General features: G+C 69.2%; 24 protein-coding genes and 1 riboswitch. Of the genes, 10 read left to right on the forward strand and 14 right to left on the reverse strand.

Features of this window, described 5'->3' with window-relative positions; genetic code table 11:
- The first annotated feature begins 185 nt into the window (after window positions 1-185).
- Complete coding sequence (mshC, locus tag B0F77_RS34345) at window positions 186-1,424, forward strand: cysteine--1-D-myo-inosityl 2-amino-2-deoxy-alpha-D-glucopyranoside ligase (protein WP_086667192.1); 1,239 nt, start codon at window positions 186-188, stop codon at window positions 1,422-1,424.
- Between the two features lie 3 nt (window positions 1,425-1,427).
- On the opposite strand, the gene B0F77_RS34350 is transcribed toward mshC, so the two are convergent.
- On the reverse strand, window positions 1,428-2,096 hold the full coding sequence (locus tag B0F77_RS34350; protein WP_086667193.1) for an isopentenyl transferase family protein: 669 nt from the start codon (window positions 2,094-2,096) through the stop codon (window positions 1,428-1,430).
- Between the two features lie 176 nt (window positions 2,097-2,272).
- Here B0F77_RS34350 and B0F77_RS34355 point away from each other — a divergent pair, with 176 nt between their 5' ends.
- Entirely contained in the window at window positions 2,273-2,893 is a 621-nt protein-coding gene (locus B0F77_RS34355; RefSeq protein WP_086667194.1) for an LOG family protein, read from the forward strand.
- A 385-nt stretch (window positions 2,894-3,278) separates the two neighbouring features.
- Here B0F77_RS34355 and B0F77_RS34360 read toward each other — a convergent pair whose 3' ends face one another.
- Both B0F77_RS34360 and B0F77_RS48180 read right to left on the reverse strand, forming a co-directional pair.
- Window positions 3,279-3,770: a DUF2017 family protein gene (locus tag B0F77_RS34360; RefSeq protein ID WP_086667195.1), complete on the reverse strand. Its 492-nt coding sequence runs from the start codon at window positions 3,768-3,770 to the stop codon at window positions 3,279-3,281.
- Window positions 3,767-4,009, reverse strand: a complete 243-nt coding sequence (locus tag B0F77_RS48180; RefSeq protein ID WP_158102896.1) for an ATP-dependent Clp protease adaptor ClpS — start codon at window positions 4,007-4,009, stop codon at window positions 3,767-3,769. Before B0F77_RS48180 ends, B0F77_RS34360 begins: the two co-directional genes overlap by 4 nt.
- Window positions 4,010-4,042: 33 nt before the next feature.
- Here B0F77_RS48180 and B0F77_RS48185 point away from each other — a divergent pair, with 33 nt between their 5' ends.
- A complete protein-coding gene (locus B0F77_RS48185) occupies window positions 4,043-4,495 on the forward strand; it encodes a hypothetical protein (RefSeq protein ID WP_158102897.1) in 453 nt (150 codons plus the stop codon).
- Between the two features lie 68 nt (window positions 4,496-4,563).
- On the opposite strand, the gene B0F77_RS34370 is transcribed toward B0F77_RS48185, so the two are convergent.
- Complete coding sequence (locus B0F77_RS34370; protein WP_086667197.1) at window positions 4,564-6,360, reverse strand: S8 family peptidase; 1,797 nt, start codon at window positions 6,358-6,360, stop codon at window positions 4,564-4,566.
- A gap of 408 nt (window positions 6,361-6,768) precedes the next feature.
- Between B0F77_RS34370 and B0F77_RS34375 the strand changes: the two genes are divergently transcribed.
- The gene (locus B0F77_RS34375) at window positions 6,769-7,869 is read left to right on the forward strand and encodes a S1 family peptidase (RefSeq protein ID WP_086667198.1); all 1,101 of its coding nucleotides are present in this window, start codon (window positions 6,769-6,771) and stop codon (window positions 7,867-7,869) included.
- A 53-nt stretch (window positions 7,870-7,922) separates the two neighbouring features.
- Here B0F77_RS34375 and B0F77_RS34380 read toward each other — a convergent pair whose 3' ends face one another.
- Window positions 7,923-10,760, reverse strand: a complete 2,838-nt coding sequence (locus B0F77_RS34380; protein ID WP_086667199.1) for an nSTAND1 domain-containing NTPase — start codon at window positions 10,758-10,760, stop codon at window positions 7,923-7,925.
- A gap of 135 nt (window positions 10,761-10,895) precedes the next feature.
- The gene (locus B0F77_RS34385) at window positions 10,896-11,393 is read right to left on the reverse strand and encodes a GbsR/MarR family transcriptional regulator (RefSeq protein WP_245849012.1); all 498 of its coding nucleotides are present in this window, start codon (window positions 11,391-11,393) and stop codon (window positions 10,896-10,898) included.
- A gap of 83 nt (window positions 11,394-11,476) precedes the next feature.
- On the opposite strand from B0F77_RS34385, the gene B0F77_RS34390 reads away from it, so the two are divergent.
- Both B0F77_RS34390 and B0F77_RS34395 read left to right on the forward strand, forming a co-directional pair.
- A complete protein-coding gene (locus tag B0F77_RS34390) occupies window positions 11,477-12,364 on the forward strand; it encodes an ABC transporter ATP-binding protein (RefSeq protein WP_086667200.1) in 888 nt (295 codons plus the stop codon).
- Window positions 12,361-13,944 carry an ABC transporter permease gene (locus B0F77_RS34395; RefSeq protein ID WP_086667201.1) on the forward strand — a complete coding sequence of 528 codons (1,584 nt, stop codon included), beginning with the start codon at window positions 12,361-12,363 and terminating at the stop codon, window positions 13,942-13,944. Before B0F77_RS34390 ends, B0F77_RS34395 begins: the two co-directional genes overlap by 4 nt.
- Here the strand turns inward: B0F77_RS34395 and B0F77_RS34400 are convergent.
- Both B0F77_RS34400 and B0F77_RS34405 read right to left on the reverse strand, forming a co-directional pair.
- Entirely contained in the window at window positions 13,874-15,034 is a 1,161-nt protein-coding gene (locus B0F77_RS34400) for an MFS transporter (RefSeq protein ID WP_245849014.1), read from the reverse strand. The two genes, B0F77_RS34395 and B0F77_RS34400, sit on opposite strands and share 71 nt — an antisense overlap.
- Window positions 15,035-15,206: 172 nt before the next feature.
- A complete protein-coding gene (locus tag B0F77_RS34405; RefSeq protein ID WP_207311387.1) occupies window positions 15,207-16,040 on the reverse strand; it encodes a PAC2 family protein in 834 nt (277 codons plus the stop codon).
- 105 nt (window positions 16,041-16,145) lie between these two features.
- On the opposite strand from B0F77_RS34405, the gene metH reads away from it, so the two are divergent.
- The 4 genes from metH (at window position 16,146) to B0F77_RS48190 (ending at window position 21,572) form a co-directional block, all read left to right on the forward strand.
- Window positions 16,146-19,685: a methionine synthase gene (metH, locus tag B0F77_RS34410; RefSeq protein ID WP_086667204.1), complete on the forward strand. Its 3,540-nt coding sequence runs from the start codon at window positions 16,146-16,148 to the stop codon at window positions 19,683-19,685.
- Window positions 19,678-20,349, forward strand: a complete 672-nt coding sequence (locus B0F77_RS34415) for an HAD family hydrolase (protein ID WP_086667205.1) — start codon at window positions 19,678-19,680, stop codon at window positions 20,347-20,349. The genes metH and B0F77_RS34415 overlap by 8 nt, the downstream gene beginning before the upstream one ends.
- A 569-nt stretch (window positions 20,350-20,918) precedes the next feature.
- The gene (locus B0F77_RS50615) at window positions 20,919-21,326 is read left to right on the forward strand and encodes a pentapeptide repeat-containing protein (RefSeq protein WP_281252572.1); all 408 of its coding nucleotides are present in this window, start codon (window positions 20,919-20,921) and stop codon (window positions 21,324-21,326) included.
- Window positions 21,327-21,407: 81 nt separating this feature from the next.
- Window positions 21,408-21,572, forward strand: coding sequence for a hypothetical protein (locus tag B0F77_RS48190; protein ID WP_158102898.1), 165 nt, complete (start codon window positions 21,408-21,410; stop codon window positions 21,570-21,572).
- Window position 21,573: 1 nt separating this feature from the next.
- Here the strand turns inward: B0F77_RS48190 and B0F77_RS34425 are convergent, their stop codons facing one another.
- The 6 genes from B0F77_RS34425 to B0F77_RS34450 are packed head-to-tail and all read right to left on the reverse strand — an operon-like array spanning window position 21,574 to window position 26,045.
- Window positions 21,574-22,635, reverse strand: coding sequence for a hypothetical protein (locus tag B0F77_RS34425; RefSeq protein WP_086667206.1), 1,062 nt, complete (start codon window positions 22,633-22,635; stop codon window positions 21,574-21,576).
- On the reverse strand, window positions 22,632-23,072 hold the full coding sequence (locus B0F77_RS34430) for a hypothetical protein (protein ID WP_143467037.1): 441 nt from the start codon (window positions 23,070-23,072) through the stop codon (window positions 22,632-22,634). Before B0F77_RS34430 ends, B0F77_RS34425 begins: the two co-directional genes overlap by 4 nt.
- Before the next feature lie 35 nt (window positions 23,073-23,107).
- Complete coding sequence (locus B0F77_RS34435; RefSeq protein WP_086667208.1) at window positions 23,108-24,544, reverse strand: hypothetical protein; 1,437 nt, start codon at window positions 24,542-24,544, stop codon at window positions 23,108-23,110.
- On the reverse strand, window positions 24,541-25,005 hold the full coding sequence (locus B0F77_RS34440) for a YbaB/EbfC family nucleoid-associated protein (protein ID WP_086667209.1): 465 nt from the start codon (window positions 25,003-25,005) through the stop codon (window positions 24,541-24,543). The genes B0F77_RS34435 and B0F77_RS34440 overlap by 4 nt, the downstream gene beginning before the upstream one ends.
- A gap of 60 nt (window positions 25,006-25,065) precedes the next feature.
- On the reverse strand, window positions 25,066-25,833 hold the full coding sequence (locus B0F77_RS34445; RefSeq protein WP_086667210.1) for a CbtA family protein: 768 nt from the start codon (window positions 25,831-25,833) through the stop codon (window positions 25,066-25,068).
- A gap of 23 nt (window positions 25,834-25,856) precedes the next feature.
- Complete coding sequence (locus B0F77_RS34450) at window positions 25,857-26,045, reverse strand: CbtB domain-containing protein (RefSeq protein ID WP_086667226.1); 189 nt, start codon at window positions 26,043-26,045, stop codon at window positions 25,857-25,859.
- Window positions 26,046-26,078: 33 nt separating this feature from the next.
- Window positions 26,079-26,256: riboswitch (cobalamin riboswitch) on the reverse strand.
- Window positions 26,257-26,301: the final 45 nt, after the last annotated feature.

Here is a 26,301-nt window from a genome sequence, read left to right on the forward strand (position 1 = left end):
TGCCGAGGACAGTGAGAGCGCTACCACCGTGGCTACGACGACACGAAGCATGCCTTCGGAAGCTAGGGGCGCGGCGACAACGTCGTCAACGAATGTCCGATCTTTCTGTCCTGATCCGTTCGGGGTGGTCGTCCCAACACCCGGAATGTGCACTCCACCCGGCGGCACGCGTTAGTGTCGGAAGCATGCAGACCTGGTCATCGATTCCTGTGCCGCGGGTTCCGGGGGACCCCCGCCCGCTGCGGCTGTTCGACACGGCTACGGGCGAGGTGCGCCCCACGGCTCCAGGAGACACCGCCAGGTTGTACGTCTGCGGGATCACGCCGTACGACGCGACTCACCTCGGCCACGCCGCCACCTATCTGGCGTTCGACCTCGTGCACCGCGTGTGGCTCGACAACGGCCACAACGTGCACTACGTCCAGAACGTCACCGACGTCGACGACCCGCTGCTCGAGCGGGCACTGCGCGACCAGGACGACTGGGTCGTGCTCGCCATGCGCGAGACCGCCCTGTTCCGCGAGGACATGGAGGCCCTGCGCGTCCTGCCGCCGCAGGACTACGTGGGCATCGTCGAGGCGATCCCGGAGATCGTCGAGGTGATCGTCAAGCTCGTGAACGACGGCGTGGCGTACCGCGTGGACGACCCGGAGTACCCGGACATCTACTTCGCGCACAACGCCACCGGCCGCTTCGGCTACGAGTCGAACCTCGACGCCGACACCATGGTGAAGCTGCTGGCCGAACGCGGCGGCGACCCCGAACGTCCTGGCAAGAAGCACCCGCTCGACGCCCTGCTGTGGCGCCTGAAGCGTCCCGGCGAGCCGTCGTGGCAGTCCGAACTGGGTGAGGGCCGCCCCGGCTGGCACGTCGAGTGCAGCGCCATCGCCCACAACCGTCTCGGCATGGGCTTCGACGTCCAGGGCGGCGGCTCCGACCTGATCTACCCGCACCACGAGTACTCCGCCGCGCACGCCGAGGCCCAGACCGGCGAGCACCCGTTCGCCCGCCACTACGTGCACGCGGGCATGATCGGCCTCGACGGCGAGAAGATGTCGAAGTCGCGCGGCAACCTGGTCTTCGTCTCGAAGCTGCGCGCCGAGAAGGTCGACCCGAACGCCATCCGGCTCGCCCTGCTGTCCGGCCACTACCGCACCGACCGCGCCTGGACCCAGTCGTTGCTCGACGAGGCTCTGGTGCGGCTGGACAAGTGGCGTCGTGCGGCCGGCCTGGACACCGGTCCGTCCGCTGTGGACACCGTGACCCGGCTGCGTGACCACCTGGGCAACGACCTCGACACCGCGAAGGCTCTCGCCGCGATCGACGCGTGGGCCGACGAGGCGTTGGCGCACGGCGGTTCCGAGAAGCACGGCCCGTCGCAGATCCGCACGGCGGTGGACGCGCTGCTGGGCGTGGAGCTCTGACCATCAGGGATGGTTCCAGCCGAACAGCCGGGTGAACACCTCGTGCTGTTCCAGGCTGTGCTCGTGGTGCACCACCGCGATCCGCTCGACCAGCTCGGCGGTCGCGGTGGTGTCGATCCCCGGCAGGTCCTCGGGATCGGTGCCGGTCTCGGTGCACCACCGCAGCACGGCTTCCGGTCCGTTGACCGAAGCGACGAACGGGCGCTGCTCGCGGTGCTGCCAGGCCTTCGCGATCTCGTCGAGCATGCCCTCGGTGATCATTCGCTCGGCCCGCGTGCGCAGCCGGTCCAGATGTGCCCGTTCGTCGGTGAGCGGCAGCACCGTCGCGACGAGGTGGAACGGAAAACGGCCCCGGCAGGCGGCGAACCTGCTCAGCAGTGAGATGGACCCGCCTTCCACCACCACGTGCTCGTGCTCCTCGCTCAGCGCCTCGACCTTCCGCAGCAGCGCGTGCGCGGCCTCGTAGGTGGGGTAGTCGCCATCCGGCACGGTCCGGTCGCCGAGGTGGTGGCGGCGGTCGCCCTCCTGCCGGGCGCTGGTGACGGACAGGTCGACGTAGCACTGGATCCGATCGGCGACGACCACCGGTGCGTCGTGTTCGGCGGCGACGTTCATCGCGACGTCGGATTTCCCCGAGCAGGTGGGGCCGGCGATCAGATGCACGCAATTCATGAGTCACTCCTCGAAGAGATCGATGTTCTCACTACTACCTCGCGAACGTGGTCTCGGGAGCGCAGTCAGATCATTCTTCGAAATTTCTCAGGTGAAACTCGAAGTTAAATTGGAGGTAAATGTTTCGGATTTTTGATCCCAAACATGCGAATGTTGCCGCGCTATAAGGTGACGGCATGAGAGTTGCTGTCTTCTGTGGTTCCTCGGCGGGGCGGGTTCGGCACATGGAGGTCGCCGCCGAGGTCGGTCGGACCCTCGCTGTGCGCGGGGCCGGGATCGTCTACGGCGGCGGCCGCATCGGCACGATGGGTGCCGTGGCCGACGGCGCGCTGAGCGTGGGGGGTTCGGTGATCGGGGTGATCCCGGAGCACATGGTCGAGTGGGAGATCGCGCACGACGGGCTCACCGAGCTGCACGTCGTGGGCTCGATGCACGAGCGGAAGGCGCTGATGGCGGACCTGTCGGACGCGTTCGTCGCGTTGCCGGGTGGCGCGGGCACCATGGAGGAACTGTGCGAGATCTGGACGTGGGCGCAGCTCGAGCTGCACGCCAAGCCGATCGGCCTGCTCAACGTCGACGGGTACTACGACCACCTGATCGCGCTGGTCGACCACATGGTGTCTGAAGGATTTCTGAAAGTTCCCTATCGCGAGATGCTGCTCGTCGACGACGACATCGACCGGTTGCTGGACCGTCTCGCGCTGTACCGGCCGCCCGCATACACCTGGGTGGAGGAGAGTCCGCTCGAAAACGTCGCGCGCAAACACAACGAAAAAACTGCGGGATTTTCTTGTTGATCTTCACCAAGGCGGGGTAAAGGCAAATTCATTGCGACCACCTCTGGGTGTGGAGCGTTAAGCGACGGGCCAGCCGGTGTTGGCCTGGGATCCAGGAGCCACTGGATGATCGTGTCGTCTGGCGCGCGCTGTGCGTTCTGCAGCGCGCGCACCAGGCCCATGGTCGTGTGCCAGTCGTCGAGCTCGTCGAACCGTACGAGGAACGGCATGGGCTCCAGCACGCCGTCGCCCGCGGCCACCGCGTCGAAGTAGTCGTACGCCTCCGTCATGCCGCGGCCTCGACGGTCACCCTGAAGCCGCGCCGGAGCAGTGCGGCCGCGGTGGTCTCCGCATCGGCGCGGTCAGCTTGCCAGGTGGCCACGAGACGCTTGTGCCGCCAGCCCACTTAGGCCACCGGCTGACTGCGCGGGTCGGGGAACGTGTCCGGCGCGACGGCCATCACCAGAAGCTGCTGGAACGCGCTCGCCCACGGCATCGCTTTGCGCCCGAACGCCAGCAGCTCGAAGAACAGCCGGAGCTGTCCCAGCACCGCGATCCACTCGTCGACCTCGGCGTGCGTCAGCACGATGGGCCTGGGGCCGGTCCAGCGGGCTCGCACCCGGTCGATGAGTTCGCGGTCCGCCAGCACGTCCCGGTGCCGTCGCCGGAACGCCTCCGACTCCTGCCGCGACTCCGCCACATCTGGATAGAGGTGGCGAAGCAGGGAAGGCTGGGTCAGCACCCAGCGGGGATCGCGCAGCGCGTAGAACGGGTTGCCACGCACGTAGCTCTTCGACAGCAGGCGCAGTGCCCGCCCCCAGCTCCAGGCGAGCCCCTTGGTCATGTCCACCCGCACGCCGCCGTCGACCGGATGGGCGCTGAAGGACTGGTGCTTCATCCGGCTCTCCCGAAGCTCGCCGACAGCCCGTGCCGGAGCAGTTCGACCGTGACGGCTTCCGCGGTCTCGCGGTCGTGAACACCGACGACGGTGCCACCGGTCTCGTGGACCTTCATGGTCAGGTCGCGCGCGGTTTCCCAGCCGTGGCCGCAGAGCTTGCGCAGCAGGTAGTGCACCACCGGAATCAGGTTGTGGTCGTCGTCGTGCAGGACGACCCGCCATCTCTCCCCAGGACTCACCGGCAGAGTATGCGACACGGCCACAATGGACTGATGACGGCCTGGCAAGGGTTGCGGTACGAACGCGCAACGGACGGTGAGGACGCGAACGAGGCGGCGCGCGGCGAGGTGTTGCGCGACGACCGCACGCGGGAAGACCTGCCACTGCTGCGGTTCCTGGTCGAGCAGGAGGCGTTGTGCTGTGCGAACGGGCCGTCGCACGGCCTGGGGGAGCAGGCGGCGCTGGCCGGGTTCCTGCTGGCCGAGCACCGGCAGGTCGAGGACGTGTGGCGGCACTTCGCGATCAAGCGCGCCAACTTCGACGCCGGATGTGCTTACGACGTCGAGCACCTGTTGGCGGCGGGGGTGAAAGCCACCATCGAACACGTGCGCGCGAGCGACCACCCGGACCGCGACGAGGTCCTGGAACTGTTGCAGGGCCAGAGTCTTGACGAGGACGACCTGGAGGAGTGGTTCGAGCACCGGCGCGAGTGGTTCGCGGCCTGAACGGGAAACCGCCCCCGAGGCGGAAGCACCGGGGGCGGTTTCGTTCAGCGGGGTGATGCTCAAGGAGCTCAGACGTCGAGCGTCCAGTTGTTCAACGTGCCGCTGTCCAGGAACGCCGCGTCACGCACGCGCAGCGTCCAGGTGCCGTTGGCAGCCTCGCCGGAGAGGTCCTTGGTGTAGGTCTCGTTGATGTTGTCGGCCGAGCCGCCGGACCGGTTGTGCAGGTTGTAGACCGAGCCGTCGGGCGCGACCAGGTCCACCACGAGGTCGCCCTTGTAGGTGTGCGTGATCGAGACCTTGATCGACGACGTGGCCGACGCGTTGCCCGCGCAGCCGGAGATGACGATCGTGCTGGTCACCGTCGACAGGTCGCCGATGGTCACCGGGGTGGAGTTGGTCTTGGCGTCACAGCCGCCACCCACCGCGTTGACCGTCCACGTGAAGGTCGCGGAACCGGTCTTGCCCGCCGAGTCGGTCACCGTGGCGGTCACCGTGGAGGTGCCCGCCGTGGTCGGCGTGCCGGAGATCGCGCCGGAGGCGGACGCCGACAGACCGGCCGGGAGACCGGAGACGGACCAGGTGTACGGCGGGGTGCCGCCGGACGCCGAGAGCTGCAGCGAGACCGCCGTGCCGACCGTGGAGGTCTGGTTGCCGGGGTTCGTCACCGACGGGGTGCCGGGCTGGCCGCCGCCCCACAGCGTGTAGAGCAGCTTGTTCGGCGTGTTGGCGCCGACGTTGGTGATCTTGTTGGGCGTGGAGGCCGCGTTCAGGCCGGCCCACACGGCCGCGGGGTTGTCGTTGGGGTGCGTGGCGAGCCACAGCGCTGCCGCGCCCGCGACGTGCGGGGTGGCCATCGACGTACCGGAGATGTTGTTCGTCGCGGTGTCGTTGGTGTTCCACGACGACACGATGTTCTGACCCGGTGCGTAGATGTCTGTGCAGGAGCCGTAGTTCGAGAACGAGGCACGCGCGTCGGTGTTGGTCGACGCGTTGACGGTGATCGCCTCGGTGACACGTGCGGGCGAGGTGCTGCAGGCGTCGGTGTTCGAGTTGCCGGACGCGATCGCGTAGGTCACGCCGGCGGTGATGGAACGGCGCACGGCCGCGTCCAGGGTGGCGTCCGCGCCGCCGCCGAGCGACATGTTGGCGACCGCGGGCTTGACCGCGTTCGCCGTCACCCAGTCGATGCCGCCGACGACACCGGCGGTGGTGCCGGAGCCCTGGCAGTTCAGCACCTTGACGGCGACGACCTTGGCGGCCTTCGCGAGGCCGTACTCCGCGCCCGCGATGGTGCCGGCGACGTGCGTGCCGTGGCCGTTGCAGTCGCTGTTGTTGCCGTCACCGGAGGTGTTCGTGCCCCACGTCGCACGGCCACCGAACGTGGAGTGCGTGGTGCGCACACCGGTGTCGATGATGTAGGCCGTCACGTTGGACGCCGTGGTGTCGTACTGGTAGCTGTTGCTCAGCGGCAGGTCCCGCTGGTCAACGCGGTCCAGACCCCACGACGGCGGGTTCTGCTGGACGTCGAGCAGGTGCACCTCGGCGTCCTGCTGGACGTACGCGACCTTCGGGTCCGCGGCGAGGCGGGCGGCCTGCTTGGCCGTCATCTTCACCGAGAAGCCGTTGAGCGCGTGCTGCCAGACCTGACCGACCTGGCCGCCGTACTTGCCCGCCAGGCTCGGCGCGGCGGCCCTCGACGCCGTGTCGGCCTTCAGCGAGACGATGTAGCTGTCCTTCACGACATCGGCGCGGTCGGCGCCGAGAATCGTCCCCACGTTTTCTTGAGCTGAAGCAGCGGGCACCACGGCGGCGGCCAGACATACGGCAGCAGCGGCGGCGAGTCCCGTACCCAAGACTCTTCGCATGGCAGGGTTCTCCCTCGTGCAGGGAACAGGGTGTCTGCACGCTAGCCCTAAACCGCAGGTCAGAGGGATACGCCGTCGAGTGCGAACTGTTGACAGATTTGACATTTCGTGTCAAGACGAATGGTTGCGCACAGTCACGGAAATAGGCCGAGAGAACGCATTTGGTTTCCCTATACCAACACGAACGCCGAGAGGTCCACCCCTCGATCGGCCCTACCGTCCGGTAGGCAGCGCAACATAGCGTCACCCAGACGGAGGAACGAACTGATCGGGCAGTTCAACCGCCTGGGGACGCCAATCATCCGGTGTCGTGCGGGCTGTGTTGCAGCACAGCTGATCTCCTCATCGCGGTTGCCCGGTCCGGCGTTACACCGGCCCTGCAGAACCGAATATTGAGGAGAAGTGCCTATGAAGCGCATGGCTGTCGCGGCTGTCGCCGTGCTGGCGGGTGCCCTCGCGACCACGGCATCCCCTGCCGCCGTCGCCGCGCCGGAACCGTCAGCTGACCTGCTCGCCGCGATGCAGCGCGACCTCGGGCTGGACGCCCAGCAGGCGACGGAGCGGCTTCGCCAGGAGAGCGCGGCCGCGGTCCTGCAGCGCGTCGTGGAGGGTTTCGCCGGCGACGACTTCGGTGGTGCGTGGTTCGACGCGGCCACCGGCAAGCTCGTCGTGGGCGTGACCGACGCGGGCAAGACCGACCGGCTGCGCAGGCTCGGCGCCGAGCCCCGCACGGTCGCTCACAAGGCCAGTGACCTCGACTCGGCCAAGGCCAGGCTGGACGCCTCCCAGGCGCCCGCCGCGGTCACCGGCTGGTTCGTGGACACCAAGGCGAACGCGGTGACGATCACCGTCAAGCGCGGTCAGGCCGAGGCGGCCAAGCCGCTGGTGGAGAAGGCTGGCACGGTCGCGAAGGTCGTCGAGACCGACGAGGCACCGCAGTTGTTCAAGGACATCCGCGGTGGCGACGCCTACTACATCAACAACGCCGGACGGTGCTCGGTCGGCTTCGCGGTGCAGGGCGGGTTCGTCTCCGCCGGTCACTGCGGATCGCCGGGCGACACGGTGGCGGGCGTGGACCGGTCGGCGCTGGGTCAGTTCGAGAAGTCGTCCTTCCCCGGCAACGACTACTCGTTCGTCCGCGCCAACTCGGCTTGGACGGCCACGGCCAAGGTGAACCACTACGGCGGCGCCGACGTCGTCGTCTCCGGGCACACCGAGTCCGCGGTCGGTGCCTCGATCTGCCGTTCCGGCTCGACCACGGGCTGGCACTGCGGCGAGGTCCAGGCCAAGAGCCAGACGGTGAACTACCAGGAGGGCTCGGTCAGCGGTCTGACGCGCACGAACGTGTGCGCGGAGCCCGGTGACTCGGGTGGCTCGTGGGTCAGCGGAACGCAGGCGCAGGGCGTCACCTCGGGTGGCTCCGGCAACTGCACCAGCGGCGGCACGACCTACTTCCAGCCGGTCAACGAGATCCTCTCGGCGTACGGCCTGACGCTCATCACGGGCTGACGTGACACCGTGCCCGTGAGCGGCCGTTGGTCGCTCACGGGCCACGGGTTCGTTCACGAGCAGGGTGGCTGGTAGTCCACTCCTGGGAAGTACGACGTCCACACGGACTCGCTGATCGGCTGCGTGATCGCGTCGCACACCCAGGCGGCCGCGCGGGTCACGTCCACCTGGTCCGGCCGCGGGTCCGGCAGCGGCCACAACAGCGCGGTGTCGTCGTCACTCGCCGTGGCCAGCGCTCGTCCGTCCGGGGCGAAAGCGACCGACACGACCCCCTCCGCATGTCCTTCGAGGACCGCGATCTGCTGGAACTTCCGCGCGTCCCACATCCTCGCGGTCCGGTCCTCGCCCGCCGTGGCCAGCAGGCTGCCGTCCGGGCTGAAGGCTGCCGACCGCACGATGCCCTCGTGCCCCGCCATCGTGCCCAGCTGCGATCCGCTCGCCGCGTCCCACATCCGCGCGGTGCGGTCCTGGCTGGTGCTCGCGAGCCGGGTGCCGTCCGGACTGAACGCGACCCACGTGACGGCGGCGCTGTGCCCCACGAGGAAGTGCGGTGGCGCGTCGGGGTGGTCCAGGTCCCACAACGCGATGCGCCGGTCGAACCCGGCGGTGGCGAGGACCCGGCCGTCCGGGCGGAACGCCGCCGCGACGACGAGGTGGTGGTGACCGGTCATCGTGGCGAGCAGGCGCGGCTCACGCGGATTGCCGACGTCCCACACCTTCGCCGTGTGATCGCTGCTGGCGGTCACGGCGATCTTGCCGTCCTGGCTGAACGTCACGGCGTTCACCTCGGCCGTGTGCCCGGACAACACCGACAGCCGAACCGCCTCGCGTCCGCTGATGTCCCACAACGCGGCGGTGTGGTCCCAGCTCGCGGTCGCGACCACAGCGCCGTCCGGGCGGAACGCCGCCGCGTTGACCGTCGCGGTGTGCCCGGTCAGCACACGGGTGCCCTCCATCCGGCCGCTGCTGTCGGTCACCCGTGCCGAACGGTCGTAGCTGCTGGTCAGCACCTGTTTGCCGGTGGGCGAGAACGCGACGGTGTTGACGTTGCCCGAATGTCTCGTCACCTGGTGGGGCAGCGGTAGTGAGGCCAGCAGGCCGTCGCGGGCCTCGTCGGTGGGTGCCAGCCGGTAGGCGGCGAGGCTGAGCTGCGCGGCCAGGCTCGGATCGCTGCGGCGCAGTCCCGCGGCCTTGGCCGCGACCACGCGCGACAGCGCCGCGTTGCGCTCACGCGTGGCCTCGCGCCCCGTCTGCACGGCGTACACGGTCGTGCCGGCGGCGAGCACCACCAGCGCGGTCAGCAGCCCGACCGCCTGGCGCAACCGGACCGTCCGCCGCCGGGCCAGCTGCTGTTCGGCCGTCTCGGCGGCGATGCTGAGGTCCAGGTACTCCCGTTCGGCCGCGGTGAGCGCGGCGCGACCGCTGTCCGACCACTGCCGGGCGCGGGCGAGCCGCACACCCCGGTACAGCGCGCCGGGATCGCGGTGCAGCGACTCCCACGCCGTGCTCGCCGCGGTGAGTTCGAGGTGCAGGCGCAGTTCCTCACGGCCCTCCTCGATCCAGTTCCGCAGCCGGGGCCACGACCGGATCAGCGCCTCGTGCGACAGCTCCACCCGGTCGCGGTCCACCGTGACCAGTCGTGCCTCGACCAGCCGGTCGAGGACCAGGGCGGTGTCCTGGTCCTCGCCGAGCTCGGCTCGGTACGCGCGTCGTTTGGTGTCCTCGGTGCCGTCGCCGGGTGCGACCAGCCGCAGCAGCAGGTCCCGCGCCACGACGCGTTGGTCCGCGGACAACCCGTCGAACACCGTCTCGGCGGTCTGGGCGAGTGCACCTTCCACGCCGCCGGTGCTGTGGAAACCCGTCGACGTCAGGGTGGTGCCGCGGCGCCGCCGCCAGGTCTCCAGCAGCGCGTGGGACAGCATCGGCAGTACGCCGACGCGACCGCAGGCGTGCGCCACGAGTTCGGCGACCAGCGCCGTCTCCACGACGTACCCCGAACGGACGGCCGGCTGCACGATCGCGCGGCGCAGCTCGTCGACGCTCATCGGGCCCACGGTGAGGTGACCGTCGCGCATCGCGTCGACCAGCCCGGCGAACGCCGTGCAGTGGGCGTAGAAGTCGGCCCGCACGCCGAGCACGACCCGGCAGCCGCTCTTCTCGGTGGTCGCGGCGGCGAGCAGCGCGTCGACGAACCGGCGGCGCTCGTCCTCGTCCTGGCACAGCGTGAACAGCTCCTCGAACTGGTCCACCACCAGCACCAGGTCACGCCCGTCCGGCGCCGCCTGCCGGACGAGCCGGTGCAGTGCGCGCGGGTCGTCCTCCAGCACGACGGCGGGCCCGCCGATCACCCTGGTCAACTGGAGCGCGCACTCCTCGACCGGATGGGCGCCGGGCGTGAAGACGACCGCCGGTCCGTCCAGCCGGGGCACCAGCCCGGCGCGCAGCAGCGACGACTTGCCAGAGCCCGAAGCGCCGAAGACCACGACGACGCGGTTGCGCGCCAGCCGTTCCAGCAGCTCGCCGACCAGCCGCTCGCGGCCGTGGAACCGGTCAGCGTCGCCCTCCTTCAAGGCGGCCAGCCCGGCGTAGGGCGCCTGCACCGAGTCGTCCGGTTCTTCCTGTTCCCGCAGCTCGGCCACCAGCCGGCGCCAGCGCTCCTCCCAGCCGTCCTCGGACTCGCCACACGCCCGGACGTAGGCCAGCGTCACCGCCAGCGTCGGCAGCTTGCGCCCGCCCGCGGCCTGCGACAGCGCGGCCTCCGAGTAGTGCGCGCGTTCGCTCAGCGCCCGGTACGTCGGTTTGCCCGCCTTGTCGCGCAGCAGACGCAGGTCCCGTGCGAACCGGAGCAGTGCGTTGTCACCCGCGTCCAGCGGGCGCTCGTTTCGCGGCATCCCCCAACACCCCCAGGTGAATTCTTCAGCCTCCCTTTCCGTATGTCGTTCCGCCGGCCGTGAACATCACGGTGGCGCACGACGACGTGGGCGCTGGGGGTACTCCTCGTCGTGGTGCCGCTCGGCTGAGCGGAGTCAGGCCTCGCGCTCTTCCAGCCACTTCTCGCGGTGCGTGCGCCACCGGTCCAGCATGTCCCCGAGCTCGGAGTGGCAGAACCGGAAGAACTCTCGCGTCTCGTCCAGTCTCGTCCCCGCCTCGGTGGCCGAGCCGAGCGCGTCGACACCCTCGCCGAGCACCTCGTCGACCATGGCGAGCATCTGGTCCTTGCGGAACGTCGCCTCGTACCAGACGTTGTCGCGCATCCGGTAGACGTCGCGGCGTGATCCGGGCTCCCGCTCGCGGCTGACGATCTGGACCGTGGTCAGGTAGCGCACCGCGCCCGACACCGCCGCCGGGCTGATCTGCAGCAGTTCGGCGATCTCGGCTGCGGTGAGCCGGCCTGAGTCCGTTGTCAGCAGCGCCGCGAGGATGCGAGCCGGCATGCGGGGCACGCCGGTGTCCGCCAGAATTCCGCCGAAGCGTTCGACGAACTGGCTCACCGCCTGCGTGTCACGCTCTGTAGCTCTCGTCACGGCGGCATCATCCCCTTTCGTCAGCCGATCGAGCAAAATTTACGTCCTTCACGAAGTTGTGAAAGAAGTGTAGCTTACTGGGCATGACATCTGCGATATCCGTGTCGGGCCTGGTCAAGACCTTCGGTCCGACGCGTGCACTGGACGACCTGAACCTGGACGTCCGGACCGGTGAGGTGCACGGCTTCCTCGGCCCGAACGGGTCCGGCAAGTCGACGACGATCCGGATCCTCCTCGGCCTGCTGCGTGCCGACTCCGGCACCGCGCGGCTGCTCGGCGGCGACCCGTGGAAGGACACCGCGGCCCTGCACCGCCGCCTCGCCTACGTCCCCGGCGACGTCAACCTCTGGCCCAACCTGACCGGTGGCGAGGTCATCGACCTGCTCGGACGGCTCCGCGGCGGCCTGAACAAGGCTCGCCGCGCGGAGCTCCTGGAGCGCTTCGAACTGGACCCGCGCAAGAAGGGCCGCACCTACTCCAAGGGCAACCGGCAGAAGGTCGCGCTGGTCGCGGCCCTGTCCTCGGACGTCGAGCTGCTGATCCTCGACGAGCCGACCTCGGGCCTCGATCCGCTGATGGAGGCCGTCTTCCAGGACTGCATCAACGACGAACGCGAGCGCGGCCGCACCGTGCTGCTGTCGAGCCACATCCTCGCCGAGGTCGAGGCCCTGTGCGACCGGGTCTCGATCATCCGCAACGGGCACATCGTCGAGACCGGCACGCTGTCGGAACTGCGCCACCTGACCCGCACGTCGATCTCCGCCGAGCTCGCGGGCCCGCCCAACGGCCTCACCTCGATGGCGGGCGTGCACGACCTGGTGGCCGAGGGCAACCGCGTCAAGTTCGAGGTCGACTCGGACAAGCTCGACCCGGTGCTCAAGCAGCTGGTGTCCTCGGGCGTGCGCACCCTGACCTCGCAGCCTCCGACGCTGGAGGAGCTGTTCCTGCGGCACTACGAGGACGCGAAATGACCGGCACCTGGCATCTCGTGCGGCTGGCATTGCGCCGCGACCGGATCCTGCTGCCCGTCTGGGTCGCGTTCCTGGTCTTCACGACGTTGTCGACGACGACCGCGCTCGAAGAGCTGTACGGAACGGAAGCGTCCCGCGCGTTGCTCGGAGCGACCGCGAACGCGAACTCGGCGTTCCTCGCGATGCTCGGCCCGCTGCACGACTGGTCGTCGCTGGGCGGCCTGGTCGTCTGGCGCTGGGGCGTCTTCGCGGGCCTGTTCATCGCGATCATGGCCATGTTGGTCGTCACCCGGCACACGCGTGCCGAAGAAGAAGCCGGCCGTACCGAGCTCATCAGTGCAACGGTCGTCAGCCGGCACGCGCCGTTGGCCGCCGCGGTCATCGTGGCAGGCGGCACCAGCCTGCTGATCGGCGTGCTGCAGGCGTTGGTGCTGATCGGCAAGGGTCTGGACGTGACCGGCGCGTTCGCGTTCGGCCTGTCCACGGCCTCGGTCGGGCTGGTGTTCACCGGCGTCAGCGCGTTCACCGCGCAGCTCTCGGAGAACTCGCGCGTGTCCAACGCGATCGCGGGCGGGTTCCTCGGCGTGACCTACCTGCTCCGCGCGGCGGGTGACGCGGCGGGGGAGTCGGGCCCGCAGTGGCTGACCTGGTTCTCGCCGATCGGCTGGACCGAGCACGTGCGGTCGTTCGCCGACAACAGGTTCTGGGTGCTGCTGCTCCCGCTGGCGGCGTTCGCCCTGCTGGTGGGCGTCTCCGCGTACATCGTGACCCGCCGCGACGTGGGGCTCGGCCTGCTGGCCGCGCGGCTCGGCCCGCCGCACGGCACGATCGGCAGCCCGTTCGGGCTCGCGTGGCGACTGCAGAAGGGGTCGCTGATCGGCTGGTCGATCGCGCTGTTCGCGGTGGGCGTGATCTACGGCAGCGTCGCGCAGGCGGTCGGCCAGATGGTGCAGGACAACCCGACGCTCGGGCAGATCGTCAGCAAGATCGGCGGCGCCGACGCGATGGTGGACGCGTTCTTCGCCACCGTCACCCAGCTGCTGGGCCTGATCTCCTCGATCTACCTGGTCCAGGCGGTGCTGCGGCTGCGCTCGGAGGAGACCTCGTTCCGCGCCGAACCGCTGCTCGCGACCCCGGTCTCGCGCTGGGGCTGGGTGGCCTCGCACGCGGTGTTCGCCCTGGTGGGCGGTGCGGTCGTGCTCCTGGCGTCGGGTCTCGGTCTGGGCCTGGTCTACGGCCTGCAGACCGACGACCTCGGCGGGGTACTGCCGCGGATGCTCGGCGCGGCACTGGCCCAGCTCCCGGCCGCGTGGGTGATCGCGGGCGTGGCGCTGCTGCTGTTCGGGCTGTTCCCGCAGCTCACGGGCGTGAGCTGGGCGGTGGTGTCGGTGTCGCTGGTGATCACGCTGCTCGGCCCGGCCCTGCAGCTCGACCAGTGGATGCTCGACGTCTCGCCGTTCACACACGTCCCGAAGTACCCGGACATCACCTTCGGGCCGCTGGCGTGGCTCACCGTGGTGGCGGCGGTGTTTCTGGCTGCGGGGTTCGCCGGGTTCCAGCGCCGCGACCTGACCACGTGATGATCGCCGGGACGGTGACCAGCAGCGCGGCGGGCACGAGGAAACCCGCCAGCGGATGGGCCTGGTAGAGCGGGACGAACGCCAACGGGGCGACGGCGGCACCCATGAAGCGCAGTGACTGCACAACACTGACGCTGCCGCCCCTGTTGGCGTTGTCGCTCTGCAACACCAACGCGTTGATGCTGACCAACACAGCCTGCGCCGCCGCCCCGGTCAACGCCCACGCGAGGACCACCATCGCGGCGAACGGCGTCGTGCCCACCGCCGCGATGAGGCCACCGCCCAGCGTCGCGCCGACGACGACCGTGGTCATGGCACCGAACCGGTCGATGGCCTTGCCGATGTACCGCGCGGTCAGGAACCCGACGATGCCGAACCCGGTGAGCAACAGCCCACGTTCACCGGCGCCGAGCCCGAACACGTCGTCGAGCCGGAACGCCACGAGGAACGACAACCCGCCCAGACACGCCCAGCCGACGAACGCGATCACGGCCGGCCTGATGGTGCTCGGCACGAAAGCACTGCGCAGACTCGCGTTGCGCTCCGGTTCGGAGTCCGTCTCCGGCACGCCCAGCACCGCCAGCCCGACCGCCACCACCGAGATCACCACGAACGCCAGCCGCCAGTCGATCTCGGCCGTGAGCCCGCCGACCAGCGGGGCGGACGTCTGCCCGGCCGCCTGCATCGACCCGAAGAGTCCCAGCGCGCGGCCGAGCTTCTCCTTCGGCGTCGACGCGGCGATCACGGCCAGCAGCACCGGCGTGGTGAACGAGTTCGCCGCGCCTTGGAGTGCGCGGGAAGCGAGCAGCACCTCGAAGGTCCAGGCGGACGCCGCCAGCGCGGACATGACGGCGTAGGCGATGTACGCGATCCGGACGGTCCGTTGTGGACCCCAGCGTTGCGCGAGCGTGCCGGACGCGAGCATCAGCACCGCGAACGGCACGAGGTAGAACGTCAGCGTCGAGGCCGCTTCGCCTGCTGTTCTGCCGAAACTGCTGCCGATCTCGGGCAGGATCGACGTGGTGATGGCGCCGCCGAACGGCCCGATCAATGCCCCGGCGTACAACCCGGCGCGTGCCAAACGCCCCACGGACACCTCCGCCGCTCACCCTAATGCGGTGAACGGCGGAAGCGCGCTGTGATTGTTGTCGTAGCTAAATTCTTTCCGGGGTTCCTGCCCGGCAACCCCGCCCCGCATGCTTTGTGGCGTCTGCAAGTACCACCAGCCGGCCGCTTGGTAGTACTTGCAGACGCCCGAGAGCTCAGCGAGGGCCGGTCGACGGCCAGCCCGGGCCGCGGCCCCGCCGGCGCAGGTAGCGCTCGAACTCCGCCGCGATGTCGTCGCCTGAGGCCTCGGTGATCTGGATGGCCGCGTCGCCGCGCTCCTCCAGCGCACGCACGTAGTTGCGCACGTCCTCGTCCTCGTCGGCCATCTCGGAGACCGTGCGCTCCCACTCCTCGGCCTGCTCCGGCAGCGCGCCGAGCGGGACCTCGATGTCGAGGACCTCCTCCACCCGGTGCAGCAGCGCGAGCGTGGCCTTGGGGGAGGGCGGCTGCGAGACGTAGTGCGGCACGGCGGCCCAGAACGAGATCGCCGGGATGCCGGCCTGCACGCACGCGTCCTGGAACACGCCGACGATGCCGGTCGGGCCCTCGTACTTGGAGTGCTCCAGGCCGAACTTCTCGGCGGCGTCCGGGTCGTAGGCGGTACCGGTGACCGGCACGGGCCGGGTGTGGGGCGTGTCCATGAGCAGGGCGCCGAGCGTCACCACGGTCGTCACCCCGAGGGCCTCGATGTGGCCGAGGAGCTCGCCCACGAACTTGCGCCACCTCATGTTCGGCTCGATGCCGTGCACGAGGACCACGTCCACCGCGGAACCGGGCGGGCGGCACACCGAGAGCCGGGTGGTCGGCCAGTCGACCCTTCGGGTGACCCCGTCCACCATCCGGACTGTGGGCCTGGTCACCTGGAAGTCGTAGTAGTCGTCCGGGTCGATCTCGGCGAGCGGCGTGGCGTCCCAGGTGAGTTGCAGGTGCTCGATCGCGGTGCTGGCGGCATCGCCCGCGTCGTTCCATCCCTCGAACCCGCAGATCATGATCGGGTCGGTGAGAGGCTGGCGCGCGGGTGATGGGGTCTGGGACGGATCGTTCACGGCGCAAGACTACGGCCTCCCCCTGCTAACTCATCGTAGGCTTGGCCCATGCGTGATCGCGGAGAGTCGCCGTTCCTGGAAGCGCTGGTGAACCGGGTCGTCGTCGCTGACGGCGCCATGGGCACCATGCTCCAGGCCGCTGACCTCTCTCTAGACGACTTCAACGGTCTGGAGGGCTGCAACGAGATCTTGAACGTGACACGCCCGGACGTCGTGAAGGCCGTGCACCGCGGTTATCTCGAAGTCGGTGTGGACGCCGTCGAGACGAACACGTTCGGCGCGAACCTCGCGAACCTCGCCGAGTACGACATCCCGGACCAGATCTTCCACCTGTCCGAACGCGGCGCCGCGCTGGCCCGCGAGGTGGCGGACGAGTTCAGCACGTCCGACCAGCCCCGGTTCGTGCTGGGCAGCGTCGGTCCCGGCACCAAGCTGCCGACGCTGGGCCACGCGCCGTTCGCGACGTTGCGCGACGCCTACCAGGAGCAGTGCAAGGGCCTGCTGGTCGGCGGCGTGGACGCGATCATCGTCGAGACCTCGCAGGACCTGCTGCAGACCAAGGCGTCGATCATCGGCGCCAAGCGCGCGATGGCTGGGGAGGGGCGCGTTGTCCCGATCATCGCCCAGGTGACCGTCGAGACGACCGGCACGATGCTGCTGGGCTCGGAGATCGGCGCCGCGCTGACCGCACTGGAACCGCTGGGCATCGACCTGATCGGCCTCAACTGCGCCACCGGCCCGGCCGAGATGAGCGAGCACCTGCGGACGTTGTCCAAGCACGCCCGCATCCCGCTGTCGGTGATGCCGAACGCCGGCCTGCCCGAGCTGGGCCCGAATGGCGCGGTTTATCCGCTGTCGCCGGAGGAACTGGCCCAGGCGCTGGCCGGGTTCGTGCGGGAATTCGGCACGCGGCTCGTCGGCGGCTGCTGCGGCACGACCGCCGAGCACCTGCGCCAGGTCGCCGACGCCGTGCGCGATCTCGGGCCGTCCGCGCGCCGTCCGCGTCCCGAGCCCGGTGTGTCCTCCCTGTACCAGGCCGTCCCGTTCAAGCAGGACGCCTCGGTGCTGATGATCGGCGAGCGCACGAACGCCAACGGCTCCAAGGCGTTCCGCGAGGCGATGCTCGAGGAGAAGTGGGAGAACTGCATCGAGATCGCGCGCGACCAGACGCGCGAGGGTGCTCACCTGATCGACCTCTGCATCGACTACGTGGGCCGCGACGGTGAGGCCGACATGCGCGCGCTGGCCTCCCGGCTGGCCACCGCGTCGACGTTGCCGATCATGCTCGACTCGACCGAACCCGCGGTGCTGCAAGCGGGTCTGGAATGTCTCGGCGGCCGCAGCGCCGTCAATTCCGTGAACTACGAGGACGGCGACGGCCCGGACTCCCGGTTCCAGAAGATCATGCGGCTGGTCTCCGAGCACGGCGCGGCGGTCGTGGCGCTGTGCATCGACGAGGAGGGCCAGGCCCGCACCGCCGAGTGGAAGGTCCGCGTCGCCGTCCGGCTGATCGAGGACCTGACGACGAACTGGGGCATGCGGGTCAACGACATCATCGTCGACTGCCTGACGTTCCCGATCTCCACCGGTCAGGAGGAGGTGCGCCGCGACGCCGCCGAGACGATCGAGGCGATCCGCGAGCTCAAGCGTCGTTATCCGGACGTGCAAACGACTCTGGGCCTGTCGAACGTCTCCTTCGGACTCAACCCTGCCGCGCGCCAGGTGCTGAACTCGGTGTTCCTGCACGAGTGCGTCCAGGCGGGCCTCGACACCGCGATCGTGCACGCCTCCAAGATCGTGCCGATGGCCCGCATCCCCGACGAGCAGCGCGCCGTGGCGCTGGACCTCGTCTACGACCGCCGCCGCGAGGGTTACGACCCGCTGCAGAAGCTCATGGAGCTGTTCGAGGGCGTCACCACCAAGTCGAACTCCGCTTCCCGCGCCGAGGAACTGGCCGCGCTGCCGTTGTTCGAACGGCTGGAGCGCCGGATCGTCGACGGCGAGCGCAACGGCCTGGAAGCCGACCTGGACCTTGCTCTGGACGAGCGCCCGGCGTTGCAGATCATCAACGACACGCTGCTGGCGGGCATGAAGACCGTCGGCGAACTCTTCGGCTCCGGCCAGATGCAGCTGCCGTTCGTGCTGCAGTCCGCCGAGGTCATGAAGTCCGCCGTCGCGCATCTCGAACCGCACATGGAACGTTCCGACGACGGCGGCAAGGGTCGCATCGTGCTCGCCACCGTCAAGGGCGACGTCCACGACATCGGCAAGAACCTCGTCGACATCATCCTGTCCAACAACGGCTACGAGGTCGTGAACATCGGCATCAAGCAGCCGATCAACACGATCCTCGAAGCCGCGGAGGAACACCGCGCGGACGCGATCGGCATGTCCGGCCTGCTGGTCAAGTCGACCGTGATCATGAAGGAGAACCTCGAGGAGATGAACTCCCGAGGTGTCGCCGCGCGGTGGCCGGTGTTGCTGGGTGGCGCCGCCCTGACCCGTGCGTACGTCGAGAACGACCTGACCGAGATGTACTTCGGTGACGTTCGTTATGCCCGTGACGCCTTCGAAGGTCTGCGGCTGATGGACGCGATCATGGCGGCCAAACGCGGCGAGGCCCCGCTCGTCGACCCCGAGGCCCAGGCGAAGGCCGCGGAACGCAAGGCGCGCCGCGAACGTTCGCTGCGCATCGCCGCCGCCCGCAAAGCCGTCGCGGTGGAGGAGGAGGTCGTCACCGGCCGCTCGGACGTGGCCACCGACAACCCGATCCCGGCACCCCCGTTCTGGGGCAGCCGGGTGGTGAAGGGCATTCCGGTCGCCGACTACTCGGCTCTGCTGGACGAGCGGGCGACGTTCATGGGCCAGTGGGGTCTCAAGGGCACCCGCGGCGGCGGACCGTCCTATGAGGACCTGGTCGAGACCGAGGGCCGCCCGCGCCTGCGTTACTGGATGGAACGCCTTGCCACGGAAGGTGTTCTTGCCCACGCCGCCGTCGTCTACGGCTACTTTCCGTGCGTCTCCGACGGCGACGACCTGATCGTCCTGGAAGAGCCCTCGGTGGACTCGCCGGAGCGGTTCCGGTTCACTTTTCCGCGCCAGAAAAGGGATCGCAGGTTGTGCCTGGCCGACTTCTGGCGCTCGCGGGAGTCAGGCGAGGTCGACGTCGTCGCGTTCCACCTGGTGACGATGGGTCAGCCGATCGCCGACTACGCCAACGAGTTGTTCGGCAAGAACGCGTATCGTGAGTACCTGGAAGTCCACGGACTGGGAGTCCAGCTCACCGAAGCGCTGGCCGAGTACTGGCACAAGCGGGTCCGCGAGGAGCTGGTCTGGCCCTCCGGCCTGAGCGTCGCGTCGGAAGACCCCGCTGATGTCGAGGAGTACTTCAAACTCGGCTACCGCGGAGCGCGCTACTCGTTCGGCTACGGCGCCTGCCCGGAGATGGAAGACCGCAGGCGCATCGTCGAGCTGCTGGACCCGTCGCGCATCGGGGTCTCGCTGTCCGAGGAACTTCAGCTACACCCGGAACAGTCCACCGACGCCTTCGTGGCGCACCACCCGGAGGCGAAGTACTTCAATGTCTGACCCGGTCGTTTCCGATCTTCAGGCAGTTCTGTGGGACATGGACGGCACGCTGCTGGACTCCGAGAAACTGTGGGACATCCCGCTTTACGAGTACGCCGAGAAGCTCGGCGGGGTGCTGTCGCTGGAAACCCGCGAACGCATGGTCGGCACCAACGTGCCCACCACGATGCGCCTGCTGTTCGCCGACGTGGGCATCGAGCCTTCCGACTCGGATCTGGCGGACGGTGCCGCGTGGATCTCGCGCCGCACCGAGGAGGTGTTCCGCGCCGGCCTGCCGTGGCGTCCGGGCGCTGCCGAGGCGTTGCGGGCGGTGCGCTCGTCGGGCGTGCCGATGGCTCTGGTGACGTCGACCGAGCGTTCGCTGACCGAGGTCGCTTTGGACACGATCGGGCGGGATCTGTTCGACGTCACGGTGTGCGGGGACGAGGTGGACGGGCTGAACAAGCCGTTGCCCGAGCCGTACCTGAAAGCCGCGCGGTTGCTCGGGGTCGACGCGGCTCGGTGTGTGGCGATCGAGGACTCGCCGACCGGCGTGGCGGCGGCGGTGGCGGCCGGGTGCACCGTGCTGGTGGTGCCCTGTGACGTCGAGGTGGAGGCGGGGGAGCGGCGGATCTTCCGCGACTCGCTGGTGGGCGTGGACCTGGACGTCCTGAAGACCCTCTAAGCAACTGGCCAGAAGTCCTGTCCGAAACCGCGTGGCCTCCGTTGGTGCCATGAGCCCTGCGGGGACCCTGTTGGCTGATCGCGCTCGACCCGGAGCTGGAGCCGGGATTGTTCAGCATGTCCGACAGATGGGCACCGCCCGGTATGTCCGATCCCCGCCCGCGCCACATGAAGATGCACATCTGCTTGCCGCCGAGTCGACCATGACCGCGATACGACGCTCAACCTGGTCGCCGTGCGCCGGACCGGCGTGCCTGGCGTGATTGCCCTGTTGGTTGTAGGTAAGTGCCCGTTGATGTTGAGTTGGTGGTACTTGCAGACGCCATCAACGCAAGGCGGGGGTGTGCTCGATCGGGTTACGGACACAGCTTCTGGCAGCCTGCTTAGTAGTGCTTTGTTATGTATCGGCGTGGCAGGTCGACCTCGCCGAACGCGGGCAGATCACCGACCGGTTCGTCAAAGCCGTCGACCAGACCGGCAGCGCGGACATGAGCGTCCGGCTGGGCGGCATCTACTCGCTCGACCTGATCGCGGCCGACTCGCCCCCCGCATCGCAGGGCCGCGGCCAAGGTGCTCGCGGCGTTCGTCCGGCACCACCAGCCGTTGCTGCCCCCGGCCGGGCCGACCCGGTGCGAGGGCGGGTTCCGCCGGCAGAAGATCGACGTCGACACCGTCCTGCAGACGATCACGGCCATGGACAACGGTCCGTACGTCGACCTGAGCACCAGTTGCCTCAACGGTGCCGCGATGCGCGGAGCCCGGTTGCGGTGCGCTGTGTTGGATGGCGCGTTCCCGCAGAACGCCACCGACCTGCGCGGCGCGCTGCTGACCGGTGCCGACCTGCGCGGTGCCGACCTGCGCGGAGCCGACCTGCGTGACGCGAACATCAGGTCGGCCAGGCTCGACCGGGAGGCGGCGCTGCGACAGGGTGCGGTCGACCGCGACGCGGTGCCGATGCCTGTCAGGTGTTCCGAGTAGAGCACTCCATCGTGTGACGGTAGCGGCCCTGTTGGTCGCTACCTTGCAAACCTGTCGATTGGTGCCGAATCAATTTCAGGAGTGAGCGGACAGCGCTGCGGACGCTCTGGTCGCTACCGGATGAAGGAGCATTCCGAAGTCATCAAATACATCTCGGAGGGCGATCTGTTTCCTCGTCACAACGGTGCACGCGTCACCTGGCTGTTCGACGAGGACGGTCATGGCCCCGATCCGGATCCGGAGTGAGTCACGTCGTCCAGCACTCGCGCGGCACCAGCGTCGGCGAGGTCGGGGCCCACTCCGGCACCGGCGGCAACGCCCGTCCCGCGGCGGTGTCCACGGGCCGCGTCGACGACAGGTTCCGCCACGTCCGCCGCTCCGCCCCCAGATCGCTCGACTGCGGGAACCGCATCCCCACGCCCTGCCGCAGCCGCACCTCCGCAGCCAACTCGTCAGCGCGTGGCGTGCACACGAGCCATTCCTGCACCGGCCCCCACAACCACAGTGCGGGCCCGTCGACCAGCTCGGTCCTGATCTCGGTCCGGCCGTCCACCGCACACCACCTCACCGGCCGGTGCCGGCCTCGCACCGTGCCCGCCCGCACCACGTGCCACACGGCCAGCGGCTCGCTCAACGACGACGTGGGCGCCGCGTCGGTCACCACCCCGGGCGCGACCGGCTCGAACCCGAGGAACGTCCGCCGCACCGACACCGAGAACCGCACGCCGTTCGCCAAGGTCTCCGACACCACCGGCAACGACTCGGGATACGGCACCGCGGCCGGCACGACCGGCTCGCCAGGAGGCCACCCCGGCGACAACGGGCCCACCGAAACGGGCTCGGAGGCGTGCCACCTGCCGATGTCCGGTGCCAGCGGCGCGCCCGGCAGGACGCCGGGCACGTACCCGTCGGGGCCCGACACCCGGAGCCGCGGGTTCTTCTCCCACACCAAGGACGCCGCCACCCCGCCGTAGCGGGCGACGCGGTGCCGGCGGCGTTCGATCTCGGCGGCCAGGCCACGTGGATCGGCGGTCGGGATGATGACGTCGAACGCCGCGCGCAGCCACACCGCGGGGCCGGCGGGCAGCTCGAACTTCAGCGGGTGGCTCGACGTGTGCTCGGGCGTGCGGTACTTCAGCGGCTTGAGCAGCACGCCGGGCTCGACCTTCATGACGGCCGCCAGTGGCACGCCGATCACGTCGGTGGCCGTGCGCGCCCCGGCGACGAGCCGCGTGAACAGCACGCGGTCCTGCTCCACCACCACGGCGGCCTCGTCGGACAGCGGTACGACGATCGGCGCGTCGTTCATCGGCGCAACTCCGGTGGTAGCAACGGGATCAGGGCGTTGAGGTAGTTCGCGGCCGCGACGTCGTGGCTCACGCCCTCGCGGTGGACAGTGATCGTCCCGCCGCCCAGTTCGAGGCCGCCGGTCGACTCGCACGGCTCGGCGGTCAGTGCCGGCGTCAGGTAGCGCACGAACGCGAGGTCGTCGCAGAACACCAGGAACCTGTCGTCGAACGCAGGAACACCCAACGCCACCGCGCCCGCGTTCTCGTCGTGCGTGATGCGACGCCAGTCTTCGGTCGCACGGTGAGAGACTCGCAACGGCGGACACGGACCCAACGACGTGCTCACCGAGACGAAGGCTTCCTCGCGCGCTTTTTGGTCACCACCAACGGATTCGAGGCCGACCACCCGGACCTCGGTGCGCGTCGTGAAAGTGCGTCCGCCGACGGACGAAACCACCTCTGTGGGCCTGAAACGCTTGGGCCGCCACCACATCAGATGTCGAGCTCCTGGTCGGTCCTGGCCGCCTCCTGGTCCGCGCCGCGCTGGTCGTACGCGACGGTCTTGTAGATGCCGTCGGCGTATCCGGCTACCTTGTTCGCGATCTTGACCGGGTCCGTGTACTTCATGCCGTCCGGACCGCTCTTGTCCAGCCCGAGCACCTTCTCCGCGTTCTTCTCCACGGCTTCGGAGAACGCCTTGCCGAGCGTGTCGGGCTTCTTGGACGCGCCCTCGACGAACGCCTTGCCGATCTTGGACTCGCGGAGGACCTCGCGGATCCGCTTCAGCACGTTCATGATCTTCTGGATGATCGAGCGGACCTTGTTGACCTCGCCGGTGGCCTTGGCGGTCGCGATGCCCGACTCGACACCGGTCGCCCCGGCGGCGGCGACCTCGGAAGCGCCGCACGTCGGGATCGCCGCGAGCTGCGCGGCGATCCAGGTGACGACCAGCCACTCGATCAGGTCGCTCAGGATGCCTTTGATGATGTCCTCGGCCACCTGCATGAACATCGAACTGGCCTGCAGCACCGACGCGACGTGGCCCGCGGTGGAGGCGGTGCCCTCGATGCCGTGGTGGAAGCCGTCGAGCTTCGCGGCGGCCTTGTCGCCCGCCTCGGACTTCCAGCTCTGCAGACCCTCGCGAAGCCGGTCGTCGAACGTGCGGGCCAGTTCCTCGGTCTGCTTCGCGATGTCGTTGAACGTGCCCGCGGCCTTGCTGGTGGCCGCCGGGTCGCCGGTGACCAGGTCGACGGCCTGCTTGAGCGGCGCCACGACGTCGAGCAGCCAGCCGAGTCCTTTGCTGATCAGGAAGTTCAGCGGGTCGGCGATGGCGCCGGCGAGCTTCATCCCCTCCTGCATGAAGTTGTTCATGTCGGAGATGACCGAGACGGCGTCCTTCGCGATCGCCGCACCGTCACCCGACCTGATGGAGTCGCCGAGCTTGGTGGCGTCCTTCATCAGCGAGTAGCTGCTGCCGCCGAACGGGACGGACTTCGCCGCTTGCTTGCCGACGTTGCCGCCGGAGAACTGGTCGCCGTAGCTGCCGCCGAGCGCTCCGAGGCCGGAGGAAGCCTTGCCACCGGAGACCATCGGCGGCGCCGAAGCGTTGTCGAGTCCTGTTCGGAGGGTCTTGCCGAACGCGTCGGCGGTCGTCCTCTCGTTGTCGGCGTAGGTCTGCGCGGTGGCGGTGAGGGCGGCGTCGATCTTGCCGAAGCCCTCGGTCATCCTGCCGAAGTGGCCGTGCAGGTCGCCGAGCAACGCGTCGTACTGCTCGTACATGCCGAGCAGGTGCCCGAGCGCGCCCCAGCTGATCGCGGGCACGGACGCGGTCGTGGCCGCGTCGTTGAGCTTCGTCGAGACGCCGGAGAGGCCGCCGACGGACTTGGCGCACCGGGCCAGCTCGTCCGGGTGCACGACGTAGCCGGTCACCAGCGTTCGTCCCGGCGGAAGATGCTGCCGGTGTCCCCGTCGTCGTCCCCGCGCGGGCGAGCGGGAGGCTCGGCGGACGGCGGCCCGAAGATCTCCTGCTGGGTCTTCAGCACGCGCTCGGCGATCGGGATGTCCGTGCCGACGTGACTCTGCACGATCTCGGCCTGCTGACGCGCGGCGGCCGCGACGGCCTGCTGCAGCGCCGACATCACGGCCTGGGAGAGCTGCGTGGTGCTGAGCCGCTTCGCGTCCTCGGTGAACCGGATTTCCTTGATGGAACCGGACAAACCCGCGACGACCGTCACGGACCGGTCGGGGGACTGGGCGCTGGCCTCGACCGTTCTGAGTTCGGTGCCCATCGCGTCGTACCCGGCGGCACGGGCTTCGGCCGCGCGGTTGGCCTGCTCGAAGAACTCGACCTTCTGACGCATCTCTTCCAGCAACTCGGCACTGTCCGGCATGCGTCGAACGTACCAACGCCGGTTGGGTGAGGTGGCCGCACGTGCGGCCACCCCACACCATCAGGCGACAGCGGCCTTGCCGGCGGCCTTGGCCTTGCGCGTGGCCGGGTCGACCAGCAGGCCGAACACCACGCCGAGACCGACGTAGAGCGTGGCGAGCTGGGCGAGCGAGCTGAGGCGGAACTGCCACAGCACGTTCACCGGCATGTCCGCCGGGATCGTGTCCGGCGGCGCGGGGAACGCCGCCAGCACCACCGCGACGGCCGCGGCCACCGCGAGCAGCACGGCCGTGACCCGCACCGGTTGCGACTGCGCGCGCAGCTGCTCGGCGAGCCAGCTGGCACCCCAGACGATCACCAGACCTGCCACCACCACACCGAGGTAGAGCGCGGTCCGGTAGTTCACCGTCTCCGGGTCGCCCACGGCGGGCGGGTTGGCCGGGTACTTCAGCCACGGCAGCAACGCCACCGCGCCGAACACCGCGGCACCGAACGCGAAGCTGCGGCTGAACGGCGTCCGGTCGGCGAACCAGCGCTTCGACAGCGCGTAGGCCGTGGCGAACACGAGCCCGACCGCGATGCCGACGATGATCACGCCGAGCATGCCGCCCACGACCTGGGCGCCGCGGCTGACCAGCTCTTCCTCGCCTCCGTGCGAGTGGCCGGCGGACTCGCCGGCGGGTTCCCGGGCCTCCTCGACCGCGAGCGCGGCGCGAATGGGGATCTCGGTCACCAGCAGCTGCACGAGAGCGGAGGCGACACCGGCGATGCCGCCCGCCGCGATTCCGCGCAGTGCAAGGAACTTGTACGTCACTGCGTGCTCAGTCATGTGCTTGATCTGGGGTGATCAGATCAGTGGCACGGGACGCCGAGCGCGTGCCGGCCGTCGTGGAAGAACTCGTGCAGCAGCTCCGAGCTCGCACCGAGCGCGAGACCGTTCTCCTGCAGGACCAGGTAGGTGACGATGAGGCCGAGCAGTGAGACGGCGAGGGCCCATTTGGGCACGCGGACGGCGGACAGATGTGCTGCGGGGCTCGTCATGACGGGCTCCTCCATACCTCGTGGAAGGTCAACTCTCCTTGCGGCGCCGCAGCCGGTCTCCTGACTCCCGGATCAACGCTGCCCCCGCGTCTTCCCAGCCCCGGTACTGCGGGCCAGTGACGTGCTCGGCGGGGATCGCTTCCCGGTCACAGTGGCGAGGACCGCGCCGGATTTTCACCGGCTTCCCGTCACTGCGGCGCGTGCACCGTAAGTTGATCGGCCCGTTAAGCACAACCGGCCATAAGAGTTGTTGCGT

It is taken from the genome of Lentzea kentuckyensis (genome assembly GCF_002150765.1).
GTDB lineage: Bacteria > Actinomycetota > Actinomycetes > Mycobacteriales > Pseudonocardiaceae > Lentzea > Lentzea kentuckyensis.

What these genes read in the sequence shown, in the direction of transcription:
- mshC (WP_086667192.1), top strand. Translation starts at nt 186, where the DNA reads ATGCAGACCTGGTCATCGATTCCTGTGCCGCGGGTTCCGGGGGACCCC.
- B0F77_RS34350 (WP_086667193.1), bottom strand. Translation starts at nt 2,096, where the DNA reads ATGAATTGCGTGCATCTGATCGCCGGCCCCACCTGCTCGGGGAAATCC.
- B0F77_RS34355 (WP_086667194.1), top strand. Translation starts at nt 2,273, where the DNA reads ATGAGAGTTGCTGTCTTCTGTGGTTCCTCGGCGGGGCGGGTTCGGCAC.
- B0F77_RS34360 (WP_086667195.1), bottom strand. Translation starts at nt 3,770, where the DNA reads ATGAAGCACCAGTCCTTCAGCGCCCATCCGGTCGACGGCGGCGTGCGG.
- B0F77_RS48185 (WP_158102897.1), top strand. Translation starts at nt 4,043, where the DNA reads ATGACGGCCTGGCAAGGGTTGCGGTACGAACGCGCAACGGACGGTGAG.
- B0F77_RS34370 (WP_086667197.1), bottom strand. Translation starts at nt 6,360, where the DNA reads ATGCGAAGAGTCTTGGGTACGGGACTCGCCGCCGCTGCTGCCGTATGT.
- B0F77_RS34375 (WP_086667198.1), top strand. Translation starts at nt 6,769, where the DNA reads ATGAAGCGCATGGCTGTCGCGGCTGTCGCCGTGCTGGCGGGTGCCCTC.
- B0F77_RS34380 (WP_086667199.1), bottom strand. Translation starts at nt 10,760, where the DNA reads ATGCCGCGAAACGAGCGCCCGCTGGACGCGGGTGACAACGCACTGCTC.
- B0F77_RS34390 (WP_086667200.1), top strand. Translation starts at nt 11,477, where the DNA reads ATGACATCTGCGATATCCGTGTCGGGCCTGGTCAAGACCTTCGGTCCG.
- B0F77_RS34395 (WP_086667201.1), top strand. Translation starts at nt 12,361, where the DNA reads ATGACCGGCACCTGGCATCTCGTGCGGCTGGCATTGCGCCGCGACCGG.
- B0F77_RS34405 (WP_207311387.1), bottom strand. Translation starts at nt 16,040, where the DNA reads ATGATCTGCGGGTTCGAGGGATGGAACGACGCGGGCGATGCCGCCAGC.
- metH (WP_086667204.1), top strand. Translation starts at nt 16,146, where the DNA reads ATGCGTGATCGCGGAGAGTCGCCGTTCCTGGAAGCGCTGGTGAACCGG.
- B0F77_RS34415 (WP_086667205.1), top strand. Translation starts at nt 19,678, where the DNA reads ATGTCTGACCCGGTCGTTTCCGATCTTCAGGCAGTTCTGTGGGACATG.
- B0F77_RS34425 (WP_086667206.1), bottom strand. Translation starts at nt 22,635, where the DNA reads ATGAACGACGCGCCGATCGTCGTACCGCTGTCCGACGAGGCCGCCGTG.
- B0F77_RS34440 (WP_086667209.1), bottom strand. Translation starts at nt 25,005, where the DNA reads ATGCCGGACAGTGCCGAGTTGCTGGAAGAGATGCGTCAGAAGGTCGAG.
- B0F77_RS34445 (WP_086667210.1), bottom strand. Translation starts at nt 25,833, where the DNA reads ATGACTGAGCACGCAGTGACGTACAAGTTCCTTGCACTGCGCGGAATC.
- B0F77_RS34450 (WP_086667226.1), bottom strand. Translation starts at nt 26,045, where the DNA reads ATGACGAGCCCCGCAGCACATCTGTCCGCCGTCCGCGTGCCCAAATGG.